Source organism: Ulvibacter sp. 2210JD10-4 (assembly GCF_058148525.1).
In genome coordinates this window covers 333545-348781 of record NZ_JBYVJZ010000003.1, presented here as the reverse complement: position 1 = coordinate 348781, position 15237 = coordinate 333545, and the positions used below count along the sequence as shown (strand labels likewise).

The window sequence follows — 15237 nt, the reverse complement described above, 5'->3', positions numbered from 1 at the left end:
TTTACAAATTTTTTAAAGCTTGTTTTATAATCGTTTCTACTGTTGCATCCGGGTCTTGCTGTACAATTTTGTCACAGACCTTTTCAGCTTGTTTTCGAGCAAAGCCTAGTGTCTCCAAAGCAGATAACGCTTCATTTTTATTCGTATTGCTCGAAACGGCAGAAACATCTTCCAAGCCGTATACTTTTAAAATTTTATCTTTCAGGTCTAACAACACTCGTTGTGCGGTTTTTAAACCTATTCCTTTTACAGATTGAATGGTAGCTACATCGTCTGCAGCAATTGCTTCGGTAACTTGTTGCGGAGATAATGATGAAAGCATTGTTCTTGCTGTACTGGCCCCAACCCCCGAAACCGAAATTAACAACCTAAAAATTTCACGCTCTGTAGGACCTGAAAACCCATATAAGGTATGGGCATCTTCACGTACCTGCAAATGCGTATATAATTTTACATTTTCACCTGGGGGAAGTTTTGAAAATGTATGTAACGAAATATGTATTAAGTAACCTACACCATTACAATCTATAACAACATCGGTCGGATTTTTTTCAACAAGTCTGCCCTGTATGTGGGTAATCATTCGCTACTAAAAAGTTAATGGTCAAATATAGCACAATTATTTATAGCTTTCGTCCTTGAAAATATGAAATATCTTTGCTATTTTTTGGTTTTCATCAGCTCTTTTTCCCGCTTTTCTTTTTGTTGTGCGTCTACTACAGAAACTGCAGCCATATTCACAATTTCTTCCACACTGGCACCCAGCTGAAGTATATGTACAGGCTTTCTCATTCCCAGCATAATTGGCCCAATAGATTCTACATTGTTGAGTTCCTTCAATAGCTTGTAATTACTATTTGCTGAATCCAGGTTTGGAAAAATTAATGCATTCACTTTTTTACCGGCCAATTTTGAGAAAGGAAAATTATTCTGAAGCATTTTAGGGTTAAGGGCAAAATCGGTTTGCATCTCACCATCCAGTATCATATCCGGGTTAGACTTATGTAGTAATTCAACTGCTTCTTTTACTTTTCTTGCATGAGGATCTTTGGAAGAGCCAAAGTTTGCATATGAGATCATTGCTAATACAGGTTTCAAACCAAACATTTTCATAGTGTAATTGGTCATCTGTGCAATCTTTGCTAATTCTTTTGCTGTGGGATCTATATTGATAGATGTGTCCGAAATAAATATAGGTCCTTTTTTGGTAAGCATTAAGTTAGTGGTAGCAACTTTACTTACTCCCTCAAACCTGCCAATAGTTTCTAACACCGGACGGATTACAGAAGGATACGATCGTGAGTAGCCCGAAATCATTGTATCTGCATCGCCTTCATTTACCATCATCGCTGCAAAATAATTACGCTCACGCATTAATTTTTGAGCATCGTACAGGGTAACCCCACTTCTTTTTCGGTTTTTCCAGAATTTTTCTGCATACTTATTTAATTCCTGCGTTTGTTCATCACTCTTCGGATCTATTATTTCTATATCTGCATCAAAATCGATTTGCTCCATGAGTTCAATAATAACCTCTTTTCGTCCTAATAAAATTGGAAAGCCTATTCCTTCTTCGTGTATGATTTGAGCAGCTTTTAATACATCCAGATGGTCTGCTTCGGCAAATACAATTCTTTTAGGATTTGTTTTGGCACGATTCATCAAAAACCTAACAATTTTATTGTCGCTTCCCATTCGTTCGTATAACTCATCTTCATAAGCCTCCCAATCTGTAATTTTTTCAGTGGCAACATCACTTTCCATAGCTGCTTTAGCTACTGCAGGAGGAATCACAGCAATTAATCTTGGGTCAAATGGTTTAGGAATTATATAATCCTTTCCAAAATTCAGTTTAGTTTCTCCATAAGCTATATTCACTTGTTCCGGTACAGGCTCTTTAGCGAGATTTGCAAGTGCTTTTACTGCAGCCTTTTTCATGGCTTCATTAATTTTAGTAGCACGTACGTCCAATGCTCCTCTAAATATGAAAGGAAATCCTAATACATTATTCACCTGATTTGGATGGTCACTACGGCCGGTAGCCATGATAATATCTTCTCTTGCCTTAACTGCTACCTTATATTCAATCTCAGGATTTGGATTTGCCAACGCAAACACTATTGGATTGGACCGCATAGATTTGAGCATTTCCGGGCTTACAATATCTGCAATAGACAAACCTACAAATACATCTGCGTTTTTCATTGCTTCTGCCAGTGTATCAATTTTTCTGGAAGTGGCAAATTCTGCTTTTTCTTCGGATAGATTTTTACGGTCTTTTCGAATAACTCCTGTGCTGTCCAGCATCACAATATTTTCAGCTTTAGCACCAAAGGATTTATACAATCGAGTACATGATACTGCCGCAGCTCCGGCACCGCTTATTACTATGGAAACGTTCTCTATCTTCTTTTTTGCAATTTCCAGTGCATTTAATAAAGCTGCCGCCGAAATGATCGCTGTCCCGTGTTGGTCGTCATGCATCACCGGGATATTCAATTCTTCTTTTAAACGTCTTTCAATTTCAAAAGCTTCAGGGGCTTTGATATCTTCCAGATTGATCCCTCCAAAAGTAGGCGCGATATTCTTTACGGTTTCTACAAATTCGTCAATGTTTTCGGTATTAACTTCAATATCAAAAACATCAATATCTGCAAAAATTTTAAAAAGCAGCCCCTTTCCTTCCATCACAGGTTTAGAAGCTTCCGGACCAATGTTCCCTAACCCTAAAACGGCTGTTCCATTAGAAATTACAGCTACTAAATTTCCTTTGTTTGTGTATTTATAAACATTATTACTGTTCTCCTCAATTTCCAGGCATGGTTCTGCCACTCCCGGGGAATATGCTAAAGAAAGATCTCTTTGAGTTGCATATTTTTTAGTGGGAACGACCTGTATCTTTCCGGGTCTGGGCTTTGCATGATATAATAAAGCCTCTCGACGTTTGCTCTCCTTACTCATAAATGATAATTAATCGTAGTTACAAAGGTAAAAGTATACCGGAAATGAAGAAATATTCCCCGTTAATCTTTCAGGAAGTTTATGTTTCGTTCTAAACCCGAAAACTTGGTGCGCTTTACTGCACTTTTCTTGAATAGTTGCTGAAATACCTCTTCTGTAATTTCTTCCCAGTCTTTTTTGGACATGTAAATTAGTTGTGGATCTGGATCAAATAAGGGTTCACTATGAGCTTTACTAAAACGGTTCCACGGGCATACATCCTGGCACACATCACATCCAAATATCCAGTCATCAAAATGTCCGTGTACATTTGAAGGGATTTCATTTTTTAGTTCAATGGTAAAATAGGAAATACATTTGCTGCCATCCACAGTATAGGGTTCAACGATTGCCTGGGTTGGACAAGCATCTATACAAGCAGTACAAGCGCCACAATGATCTGTCACAGGTGTATCATATATCAAATCGAGATCTACAATCAATTCAGCAATAAAATAGAAAGAACCAGCTTGTTTGGTCAATACATTAGTGTGTTTTCCCATCCAGCCTAAACCACTCTTTACTGCCCAGGCTTTATCCAATACCGGAGCAGAGTCTACAAAAGCCCTACCATGTACATCTCCAATTTCTTCAGAAATAAAGTGTAGTAATCGTTTTAATTTGTCCTTAATAACAAAATGGTAGTCAGTTCCGTAGGCATATTTTGAAATTTTATAACTGTTTTGGTTTTGTGTCTTAGAAGGAAAATAATTTAGTGACAGAGAAATTACACTTTTTGAATCGGGAACCAATTTTGTAGGGTCCAAACGCTTATCGAAATGATTTTCCATATAACTCATTTCGCCATGCATATTTTGCTTCAGCCATTTTTCAAGGCGCGGTGCCTCGGCCGAAAGAAATTCAGCTTTGCTAATACCGCAAGACATGAAACCAAGTCGATTGGCTTCTCCTTTGATAAGGTCTGTATGTTTTTGTTTTGAGCTCAAGGCTTTCTTTCTGAAAATATCACTTCTACTCCAACTGGTTTCAATGTAATAAGAGGATTTACTTTTACATCTGTCTGTGAGGTAGAAAATGAATATTTTTTTACAAGATATGAAATTGCCAGTACCATTTCATATATAGCAAAACCAAGGCCAATACACATTCTGGGACCTGCTCCAAAAGGATAGTACACTCCTGCTTTTTCCTTTTTATTATCACCTACAAATCGTTCCGGGTTAAAAATTTCGGGGTTTTCCCAATAGTCCGGATGACGATGTAACTCATAAAAAGAGACGCCTACTAAAGTGTTTTTTTCTATATGGAAATCTTTAATAGTATCATCTTCCAAATTTTCACGGTCGGTAATCCATGCCGGTGGATATAATCGCATAGATTCATCGATCACAGCTTTGGTGTATTCCAGTTTAGAGATTTGTTCTGAGACATTATTGGTCTCGGCAGATACCCGATTCACTTCTTCAAACACTCTTTGTTGAATCTCCGGATGTTTTGCCAATAAAAAAGTTGTAAATGTTAATGCATTGGCTGTAGTTTCATGTCCTGCCACAAAAAGAATGGAAATTTCATCGATGAGTTGTTTGGTACTCATAGGTTCTCCGGTATCTTCATATCGAGTTTCCAATAGCATGTCCAACAGATCGTCATGTTCTGCTGTTGAATTTTTCCGCTCATCAATAACATTTTTAATAATACTGCGGCTTTCTTCAGCTAATTCCTTGTGTTTTGCTACTTGTCCACTCAATTTAAACCACCAAGCTTTGTGCGGCAGTCGTACTTCTTTAACAAGAAATTCCTGTATTTGTTGAATAATTACCTGAAGACGTTGCAATATTTCTTCAGAAACAGAAATATTGAATAGTGATGTTGCTACTACTTTAAAAGCCAGTTCATTCATCACTGGAAACACCAATGTTTTTTCTTCAAGAGAAATTTCTTGTAATTCTGTTTCAATGGTTTGTTGCATCAATCCAATCAATTGCTGCATTTTTTTCTTGTGAAATGCAGGTTGAATCAATCTACGTTGTTGTAGCCAATAATCCCCATTAATAGTTAATAGTCCATGCCCTAAATATTTAGAAAGGTATTTAGTTTGTATGGATGACTTGTAGTAGTTTTTATGGTTTTTTTGAAGTATGTGCTGTACCACTTGTTTATCACGGGAGAGCAATAAATATTTTTTACGCCCTAACCTTACTGAAAAGGTATTTCCATAGGTTTCAAAAAAAGCTTTGTGAAAAGGCAATGGGTTTTTTCGAATGGTTTCTGCATTCAAAAAGAACTTAATGATTGGTAATTTTGAAGGGTAGTTATATTTTTTTGAAGGGGGCATATCCTTATTTTTAAAAAAGTCCGCCTTGGGCACCACCTTTCAATTTACCTAAGTGTTTATAAGCAGCTTCAGTAACTTCACGACCGCGAGGAGTACGCATAATAAATCCTTGCTGAATTAAAAATGGTTCGTAGACTTCTTCAATGGTTTCACTACTTTCAGAAACAGCAGTTGCTAAAGTAGTAATTCCTACAGGCCCTCCTTTAAATTTATCGATGATCGTAGTAAGTATTTTATTGTCCATTTCATCCAGACCATGAGCATCTACATGTAGTGCTTCTAAACTAAACTTTGCAATTTTAATATCTATGTTACCGTCACCTTTTATTTGAGCAAAATCCCTAACGCGACGCAATAATGCGTTAGCAATACGGGGTGTTCCACGGCTACGTCCTGCAATTTCAATTGCAGCTTCCATAGTAATAGGAACCTTTAAAATTCCTGCACTACGTTGAACGATAGTAGTAAGCAATTCGGTTGAATAGTATTGTAGTCTAGAAGATATTCCAAAACGTGCCCGCATGGGAGCCGTTAGTAAGCCTGAACGTGTAGTTGCTCCAACTAACGTAAAAGGTGCCAGGTTAATTTGCACAGAACGAGCGTTGGGCCCGGATTCTATCATAATATCAATTTTGTAATCTTCCATCGCAGAGTAGAGATATTCTTCGACGATAGGACTCAAACGATGAATCTCATCTATAAACAATACATCCCGTTCGTCCAGATTGGTAAGCAATCCCGCTAAATCTCCTGGTTTATCTAATACAGGTCCGGAAGTAACCTTAATTCCAACTTCCAGTTCATTTGCTAAAATGTGTGCGAGGGTAGTCTTTCCTAAACCGGGTGGACCATGAAACAATGTATGGTCCAGGGCTTCATCACGAAGGTTTGCCGCTTGAACAAAAATCTGTAAATTTTCCAGTGCCTGATCCTGCCCTGTAAAATCATTAAAGGAAAGTGGGCGTAATTCTTTTTCAATTTCAAGCTCTTGAGGAGATAACTCTTCTCCGGTAGGATCCAGATGTTCGTTCATAACACAAATATACGAAGTGAAAGCTTATCATAATATAAAAAAACCGTCGTCAGATATCTGACGACGGTTTTATATACCAGTATTCTCCCCGAGTACTGATATTCCTTTAACCTTATTCAAATTTAGATCAATACTGTAACAATTGCAATACGTGAAATTACGTATTCTGAATTCTTTGAAGAGATGCTTAGACTTCCACTCGTTTCCAATTTCCTCGCTTAAACCAAACTATTCCGATAACTGCGATTAATACTTCGGCAAAGGTTATAGCCATTAGTACTCCTATAACTCCAAGGTCAAAAATTATTGCTGTTAAATAAGCAAAAGGGAGTTGAAAAAGCCAGAAACAAAAGAAGTTTATTACAGTAGGGGTTTTAGTATCACCAGCTCCATTAAATGATTGGATAATTACCATGCCATAGGCATAAAAGATATATCCTGCAGCTATCACCCGAAGGCTCAATGCGCCAAATTCAATTATGGATGCATCTTCGGTAAATATTTTAATTATAGTCTCGGCAAAAAGAAGATAAAAAACAGAGACTATCCCCATGAAAACTGCATTATACTTGCCGGTCCTCCAAACGGACAACTCTGCTCTATCCGGTTTTTTTGCTCCTAAATTTTGACCTACCAAAGTAGCAGCAGCATTACTCATTCCCCAGGATGGCATTAATGTAAACATAAGTACTCGAATGGCAATAGTATATCCGGCCAATGCCTCACTGCCAAATTCAGCCATAATTCGCATTAAAAAGACCCAGCTTGATGTGCCTATGATAAATTGTCCTATTCCACCCAGGGAAACCTTTATAAGATTAAACATCATTCCGGCCTTAAAGACAAAATTCTTCCATCCTATTTTGATTCTACTCCATCCATATACCAAAATAAGAATTTGTAGTACGACCCCAGTTCCTCTACCTATAGTAGTCGCAATGGCTGCTCCTTTAACACCGAATGCCGGTATAGGGCCCCATCCAAAAATGAACAAAGGATCTAAAATTATGTTCAGGAAATTAGAAATAATCAACACTCTCATGGCTACAGAAGCATCTCCTGCTCCTCTAAAGGCAGCATTAATGATAAAAAGTAACATGATTGTAACATTCCCCCCTAACAGGATTTGTGTATATCCATAGCCTTCAGCAACCAGTTCAGGGCTTCCACCCATGAGTGTTAAGAGCTCTTTAGGGAAAAGAATCCCCAGTGCGGCAACAATGGCAGCCAGTAACACCCCCAGAATAATGGATTGTACAGTTGTTTGAGACGCTTTTTCTGTATCTCCTTCCCCTACACGTCTAGCAACAATAGCAGTAACTCCCATACTCAACCCAATAGCGATGGCATACACCAAAGTGATTATAGATTCTGTTAATCCGACCGTAGCAATAGCATTGGCTCCAAGACTTGATACAAAATAAGCATCCACTAAAAAAAATATGGATTCCATCATCATTTCAAGTATCATAGGTATTGATAACATAAAGACAGCTTTGCGAATACTTCCGGAAGTGAAATCCTGCTGTTTTCCCGCAACTGCAGCTCTGAAATGAATAAATATCTTTTTTATGGTACTCCCCATTACAAAAAATTAAGACGATAAAAGTAAAACAAAAAACCCTTTCATTACTGAAAGGGTTCTCCAAAATATTTTTATTTACAGGTTAATGATTCATTTCTTCTTCATTTTCCTGCAAAGGTATATGTTGTGGTGCGTAATCCTGTCCCGAGATTACATAATCGCTTTCGTCTTTATTCAACTTGCTATAGTCATATGCCCAACGGTGTACGTGTGGTATAGGACCGTCCCAGTTTCCATGAATATGCTTTACTTCAGCAGTCCATTCCAGCGTAGTGGATTTCCAAGGATTCTTAGGACCTTTCTTTCCATAAAATATTGAATGGATAAAGTTGTATAAGAATACCAATTGAGCAGCAGCAGTGATAATAGCAAAAATAGTGATCACTACATTCACATCTGTTAGATCATCAAAATATGGGAAACTGGTATTTGTATAATAACGTCTTGGAAGACCTGCCATCCCAATAAAGTGCATTGGGAAGAATACTCCGTAAGCCCCAATAGCTGTTATCCAAAAGTGTACATATCCAAGATTTTTGTTCATCATCCGGCTTTCGAACATCTTCGGGAACCAATGGTATACCCCTGCAAATAATCCGTATAATGCTGAAATACCCATTACCAAGTGGAAGTGAGCTACTACAAAATAAGTATCATGAACGTTAATATCTAGGGCACTATCTCCAAGAATAATACCTGTTAATCCACCAGAAATAAAAGTTGATACAAACCCTATAGAAAACAACATCGCTGTATTCATTTGAAGGTTTCCTTTCCATAATGTCGTAATCCAGTTAAATGCTTTGACCGCAGATGGAATTGCAATCAATAATGTTGTAAATGTAAATACAGATCCTAAAAATGGATTCATCCCTGTCACAAACATATGGTGTCCCCATACTATTGTTGAAAGAAATGCAATAGCTAAAATAGATGCTATCATCGCACGATATCCAAAGATCGGTTTTCGTGAATTAGTAGCCATAATTTCGGAAACAAGGCCCATTGCCGGAAGAATAACAATATACACTTCAGGGTGACCTAAGAACCAAAATAAGTGTTCAAATAGTACAGGTGAACCTCCTTGATTGTGCAATACCTCTCCGGCAATATATATGTCTGACAGGAAAAATGAAGTTCCAAAACTTCTATCCATTATTAACATTAATGCTGCAGAAAGTAATACCGGGAATGATACAACTCCAATAATTGCTGTTACAAAAAATGCCCAAATAGTTAACGGAAGGCGTGTCATTGACATCCCTTTTGTACGTAAATTAAGTACCGTAACTATATAGTTCAACGCTCCTAATAAGGAAGATGCAATAAAAATAGCCATAGAAACAAGCCATAGTGTCATTCCTGCTCCAGAACCTGGAATTGCCTGTGGCAAAGCACTCAATGGTGGATAGATGGTCCATCCTGCAGAAGCTGGTCCTGCTTCAACAAATAGTGATAAAACCATAACCACACTAGATAGGAAGAACAACCAGTACGAGATCATATTCAGGAATCCGGATGCCATATCCCGTGCTCCAATTTGTAATGGAATCAACAGATTACTGAATGTACCACTTAATCCGGCTGTCAATACAAAAAATACCATAATAGTACCATGGATGGTCACTAATGCCAAATACATATTGGGGTCCATGACGCCACCTTCTCCCCATTTACCTAAGAATACTTCATAAATGGTAAATTCTTTATCAGGCCAGGCTAATTGCAATCTAAATAAAAGAGACATAGCAATACCTATAATTCCCATAAACAAACCTGTAATCAGGTATTGTTTAGAAATCATCTTGTGATCCTGACTAAAGATATATTTAGTGATAAATGTCTCTTTATGATGATGCCCGTGATCGTCGTGGTGATCTTCTGCGTGATTCTGTACTTGTGCTGACATATCTTTATTTAAGCTATTTTATTTATTGTAGCGTTTCAGTTAAGGTAGCTTGTTGAGCTAACCAGGCTTCAAACTCTTCTTCAGATTCAACTATAATCTTCATTTGCATATTGTAGTGGTTATTTCCACAAATTTTATTACAAAGTAACAGGTAATCGAATTCATAAGGTTCCAGGGCTTCTTCGCCTTTTGCTGTTAAAGCAATACTATTTTCTCTTCGTATATCATTAATCTTTTTTACCTTATCTACAATTTCATCCTTCATGCGCATTTCCTGAGTAGTAATCGTTGGAGTAAAAGCAAATTGGGTAATCATTCCCGGAACACAGTTCATTTGTGCACGGAAGTGTGGCATATAAGCTGAATGTAACACATCTTGAGACCGCATCTTGAATAGTACTTTTCGCCCTACTGGTAAATGCAATTCGTTTACAATGATGTCATCTTTTGCATTTGGGTCTGAAGCATCAACTCCTAGTTGATTGACTCCTTCAATTAAACGAACATTTGCTTCCCCCAGAGTATTATCATTTCCACCGTAACGAGCCCTCCAATCAAATTGATAGGCATATAACTCTACTACCAGTGGGTCATCTTCGGTATCTATATTCATAATATCCGTCCATGTAAATAGGCCGTAAATAATAAGTCCAGCCAATACTATCACCGGAATAATGGTCCAGATAAATTCGAGTTTGTCGTTATCTGCATAGAAAACCGCTTTTTTATTTTTTTCTCCCTTGTATTTAAATGCAAAATAATGTAACAACCATTGTGTAATGATTCCAACAAAAAATATGATGATCATCGAAATGAGCATGAGGTTATCAATACCTACTCCATGTTCTGAGGCTGCTTCGGGCAATAGTACGTCAAACCATTTCCAAAAACATATTGCAAGAATTACATAGATAAATAATACAAACCCCAACATTAACCATCCGTTAATGTCATTGTCTTTATCCGTAGCTATTTCTGAAGTGTTGGTTTGTTTGGTTTTAGACATTTCAAATATCTTGCCCATCTGCCAAACTGCAACTCCAAAAAGAATGATTACTAATACAACTAAAAATGCGGTCATCGTTATCTGTCTCTAACTAATTAATTAATAATGAAAATGTTTGCTCTCCTTCATAAATGGGTTGTTTTTGATCAACAATGGTGCTTTTGTTAGTGCCGTAAAGACGACAAAAACAAACAACCCGAAGAAAAATGACATAGCTCCTATTTCCGGAACTCCTATAAACCAAGAAGTTCCCACAGTACCAGGTGTTATCATTAAATATACATCTATATAATGCCCGGCAAGAATTACGATTCCTGTAAGTATTACAAACCAATTGACACGCTTGTAATCACTATTCATTAACAACAATACCGGGAATACAAAGTTCATTGCAACCATTCCAAAGAATGGTAATTTAAAGTCTTCAATTCTTGTTACAAAGTAAGTAACTTCTTCAGGTATGTTTGCGTACCATATTAACATAAACTGCGAAAACCACAGATAGGTCCAGAAAATACTAAAAGCAAACATATATTTTGCCAAATCATGAATATGACTATCGTTTACAAATTCAAGATATCCTTGAGACTTTAATGTAATAGTTACCATTGCGATTACAGTAATAGCACATACCATCATCCCTGCAAATACATACCATCCAAATAAAGTACTAAACCAGTGTGGGTCGAAACTCATAATCCAATCCCATGACATTATAGACTCCGTATAGATAAAGAATACTAAAAAGGCAGCTGAAACTTTAAAGCTTTTCTTAAACCATCTGTTATCTGTCGCATCATCACTCTTTCTGGAAAACTTAACTGCAAAATGACGGTATAGCATCCAACCACCTAGAAAGATAGCAGCTCTAATTAATAATCCAGTACTATTTAACCAACCTGCTTTTCCTTGTAGTAATTTATCATGTGCAACAACTTCCGGGTCTGCCCATACAAAAAGGTGATTTATATGCAATCCCGAAAGGGCTAGTAGTACAAACATTATAATACCTCCTGGCACTAAATACGAAGTAATTGCCTCCATCACTCTAAAAAGCACCGGTGACCAGCCCGCCTGTGCAGCCCATTGGATTGCATAAAAAGCCAAACAACCAAGCGCAATCATAAAGAAGAAGAAACATGCAATGTATAAAGCAGACCAAGGCCTGTTTTGCATTTGGTGTAAAGTATGTTCCAAATGCGCTTCTTCACTATCGTGAGCATTCTCTCCATGAGCTTCAACAGCAACTTCTTCACCATTGTTATGCATTTCTTTTAAAGCATTATGGCCATTGTGGTCTTCACCGTGATGGTCTGCCATCATTTCCTTTACTTCTGCTGTGGTTCCTGGTGCGGTAAGAAAACCTGAAATGATACCAATGGCTCCAACCACCATAAAAATGATAGCAAACAGTTTTAATTTATTTGGTAGCGTATACATATCTTTAGCTATTCTCTTTATTCTTTAATTAATGTTGTTCTTCTGAAGTATTTGTGTCTTCAGAAACAATATTCTCAGTTACTACAAGTGTATCGGTACTTACAGAATCTGCTGCTACAGTTGTTAACAATGGCTCCCCTTTTAATGCAGCTTTTAAGTTCATTACGTGTTGTGTAATTTGCCAACGCTCCAGTTCACTTGTTTGTGAGGCATATGACCCCATCGAGTTCAACCCGAACATCTGTACGTGATAAGTACTTCCTTCGGTAATAGTTCGTCCGGCATCAGCATAACTGGGAATTCCCAGGAATTTTTCACGTTGTACCAAAATTCCCTGACCATCTCCTTTGTCACCGTGACAAACTGCACAATATATCCCATACAATTCTTTTCCGGCTGCTAAATTAGCCTCTGTAACCTCTAAAGGATTTTTCAATTCGGTCCGTGCCAATTCTAATCCAGCCGTAGAATTTTCATAATCGTAAGGCTGCCATCCTCTTGGTATAGAACCTTCTGCAGGCAACATAGCTTCTTGCTGTCCGGGAAATACATCGTATGCACCATTGGTTTCATATCCTACCGGTTCATACATATTAGGCATATATTGATAATTAGGCTTATTATTATTAAAACAAGAAACCAATAGTACCGATGTGATTAATGCAATACCTATGTTTATACTATTTTTCATATTAGTGGTCTTCTTCATTTTCAATTAAACTAATTTCCAATGCTCCGGTGTCATACAAAAACTTCGAAAGTTTTTCAACATCGTGGTGTCCTGCATCAATTGCCATTAAAAAATGGTCATCTGTAGTTCTTACATCAGGATTCTCTGCTTTTTTGAAAGGCCAAAGCTTACTTCGCATATAAAAGGTTATTACCATTAAATGCGCTGCAAAAAACACTGTCATCTCAAACATAATTGGAACAAATGCAGGCATATTTTCAATATAACTGAAACTTGGTTTACCTCCAATATCCTGAGGCCAATCTTCTATCATGATATAATTCATCATAACAATTGCCACAGAAAGTCCTACCAAACCGTATAAAAAGGATGTAATTGCAATACGGGTATCTGCAAGTCCCATGGCCTTTTCAAGACCATGAACAGGGAAAGGTGTGTATACCTCTTCAATATGGTAATGCTCATTACGCACTTGCTTTACTGCGTGCAATAAGATATCATCGTCGTTATAAATAGCGTGAATCACTTTCGATGCCATATTATTCGTTGTTTTTAAGTTTTGATGCTTGTCCAGCCCAATCATCACGTTTTGCTCTTCCAGGGAACTCATCGATAATGCTGTCCAATAAATCATATTCTCTATCGGTCATTCTACTTACCTGTTCAAAAGTGTAGATACCTAATTGGTGTAACTTTTCTTCCATTACAGGACCTACACCACTAATTAGTTTTAGATCATCCTGTGTTGTTTGTGTAGTTGGATCAAATGTTCCTATACTACTCAATAAACTTTCTATTTTTTCTGATTGATCACCGTCACCGGTTGGAACTTTTCTTTCTACATTTCCTCCTTCATCATAATGCTTCACATCATCTCCGTGTGTTGCCCGTAAGTTTTTATAATTGTCTCCTGAAGATTTCAATATTGATTTAACTTCTGCTTGTGCAATTACAGGAAATGTTCTGGAGTATAACAGGAACAGTACAAAGAAAAATCCAATTGTTCCAATAAATATACCCACATCAACAAAAGTTGGTGAGAACATGGTCCAGGAAGATGGAAGGTAATCACGGTGTAATGAAGTTACAATAATCACGAAACGCTCAAACCACATACCAATATTTACAACAATTGAGATGAAGAAGGAGAACATAATACTGGTACGTAATTTTTTAAACCACATAAACTGCGGTGAGAATACATTACATGTCATCATTGCCCAATATGCCCACCAGTAAGGTCCGGTAGCACGATTGAGAAACGCATATTGTTCATATTCAACACCCGAATACCAGGCAATAAAAAGTTCCGTGATATAAGCCACTCCAACAATAGAACCTGTGATCATTATAATAATGTTCATTAATTCGATGTGTTGAACGGTAATATAATCTTCCAAATTTGAAACCTTACGCATAATAATCAGTAAGGTATTTACCATTGCAAACCCTGAAAACACAGCTCCTGCAACAAAATAAGGTGGGAAGATGGTGGTATGCCATCCCGGTATTACCGAAGTAGCAAAGTCAAAGGATACAATTGTGTGTACTGAGAGTACCAAAGGAGTAGCCAAACCAGCTAAAACCAAGGAAACTTCTTCAAAACGTTGCCAGTCTTTTGCTCGTCCACTCCACCCAAAAGACAAAATGCTATACACTCTTTTTGTAAACGGTGTAATGGCACGGTCACGGATCATTGCGAAATCAGGTAATAGTCCTGTCCACCAAAATACTAATGAAACAGACAGATAGGTTGAAATTGCAAATACATCCCATAGTAATGGTGAGTTAAAGTTTACCCACAAGGATCCAAATTGGTTAGGAATAGGTAATACCCAATATGCCAACCAGGGGCGTCCCATGTGAATAATTGGAAATAGCCCTGCCTGAATTACAGAGAAGATAGTCATTGCTTCTGCCGAACGGTTAATTGCCATTCTCCATTTTTGACGGAATAATAAAAGTACTGCAGAAATCAAGGTCCCTGCGTGACCAATACCTACCCACCAAACGAAATTGGTAATATCCCAAGCCCAGTTCACAGTTTTATTTAACCCCCAGACTCCAATACCGGTGGAAATGGTATAAATAATACAACCAATTCCCCATAATAATGCAACCAAGGAAATTGTAAAAACAATCCACCATGATCTATTGGCTTTACCTTCTACAGGAGCAGCCACGTCTACAGTAACATCGTGGTAAGATTTATTTCCTGTAACTAAAGGTCTTCTAATAGGTGCTTCGTAATGCGACGCCATATCTTTATTTACTATT

12 protein-coding genes are annotated in these 15237 nt (G+C 37.5%); all 12 read right to left on the bottom strand.

The window, feature by feature from the left end:
• Position 1 precedes the first annotated feature (1 nt).
• The 12 genes from ruvA to ACY2RT_RS09490 all read right to left on the bottom strand — a co-directional run bounded on the left by ruvA (position 2) and on the right by ACY2RT_RS09490 (position 15221).
• Positions 2–583 (bottom strand): Holliday junction branch migration protein RuvA, encoded by a 582-nt coding sequence (gene ruvA, locus ACY2RT_RS09545; protein WP_490155684.1) that lies wholly within the window; start codon positions 581–583, stop codon positions 2–4.
• A 77-nt stretch (positions 584–660) separates the two neighbouring features.
• Entirely contained in the window at positions 661–2961 is a 2301-nt protein-coding gene (locus ACY2RT_RS09540; protein WP_490155683.1) for an NADP-dependent malic enzyme, read from the bottom strand.
• 62 nt (positions 2962–3023) lie between these two features.
• Positions 3024–3947 carry a tRNA epoxyqueuosine(34) reductase QueG gene (gene queG / locus ACY2RT_RS09535; RefSeq protein WP_490155682.1) on the bottom strand — a complete coding sequence of 308 codons (924 nt, stop codon included), beginning with the start codon at positions 3945–3947 and terminating at the stop codon, positions 3024–3026.
• Positions 3944–5296, bottom strand: coding sequence for a cytochrome P450 (locus ACY2RT_RS09530; RefSeq protein WP_490155681.1), 1353 nt, complete (start codon positions 5294–5296; stop codon positions 3944–3946). Before ACY2RT_RS09530 ends, queG begins: the two co-directional genes overlap by 4 nt.
• Positions 5297–5306: 10 nt before the next feature.
• Entirely contained in the window at positions 5307–6329 is a 1023-nt protein-coding gene (gene ruvB, locus ACY2RT_RS09525; RefSeq protein WP_490155680.1) for a Holliday junction branch migration DNA helicase RuvB, read from the bottom strand.
• A gap of 187 nt (positions 6330–6516) precedes the next feature.
• Positions 6517–7914, bottom strand: a complete 1398-nt coding sequence (locus tag ACY2RT_RS09520; protein ID WP_490155679.1) for an MATE family efflux transporter — start codon at positions 7912–7914, stop codon at positions 6517–6519.
• Positions 7915–7996: 82 nt separating this feature from the next.
• The gene (locus ACY2RT_RS09515) at positions 7997–9823 is read right to left on the bottom strand and encodes a cytochrome c oxidase subunit I (RefSeq protein WP_490155678.1); all 1827 of its coding nucleotides are present in this window, start codon (positions 9821–9823) and stop codon (positions 7997–7999) included.
• A 22-nt stretch (positions 9824–9845) separates the two neighbouring features.
• A complete protein-coding gene (locus ACY2RT_RS09510; protein WP_490155677.1) occupies positions 9846–10904 on the bottom strand; it encodes a cytochrome c oxidase subunit II in 1059 nt (352 codons plus the stop codon).
• A 24-nt stretch (positions 10905–10928) separates the two neighbouring features.
• Positions 10929–12269: a quinol:cytochrome C oxidoreductase gene (locus ACY2RT_RS09505; RefSeq protein WP_490155676.1), complete on the bottom strand. Its 1341-nt coding sequence runs from the start codon at positions 12267–12269 to the stop codon at positions 10929–10931.
• Positions 12270–12297: 28 nt separating this feature from the next.
• The gene (locus ACY2RT_RS09500; RefSeq protein WP_490155675.1) at positions 12298–12960 is read right to left on the bottom strand and encodes a c-type cytochrome; all 663 of its coding nucleotides are present in this window, start codon (positions 12958–12960) and stop codon (positions 12298–12300) included.
• Position 12961: 1 nt separating this feature from the next.
• Positions 12962–13498, bottom strand: coding sequence for a DUF3341 domain-containing protein (locus tag ACY2RT_RS09495; RefSeq protein ID WP_490155674.1), 537 nt, complete (start codon positions 13496–13498; stop codon positions 12962–12964).
• A gap of 1 nt (position 13499) precedes the next feature.
• Positions 13500–15221, bottom strand: coding sequence for a helix-hairpin-helix domain-containing protein (locus tag ACY2RT_RS09490; protein ID WP_490155673.1), 1722 nt, complete (start codon positions 15219–15221; stop codon positions 13500–13502).
• Positions 15222–15237: the final 16 nt, after the last annotated feature.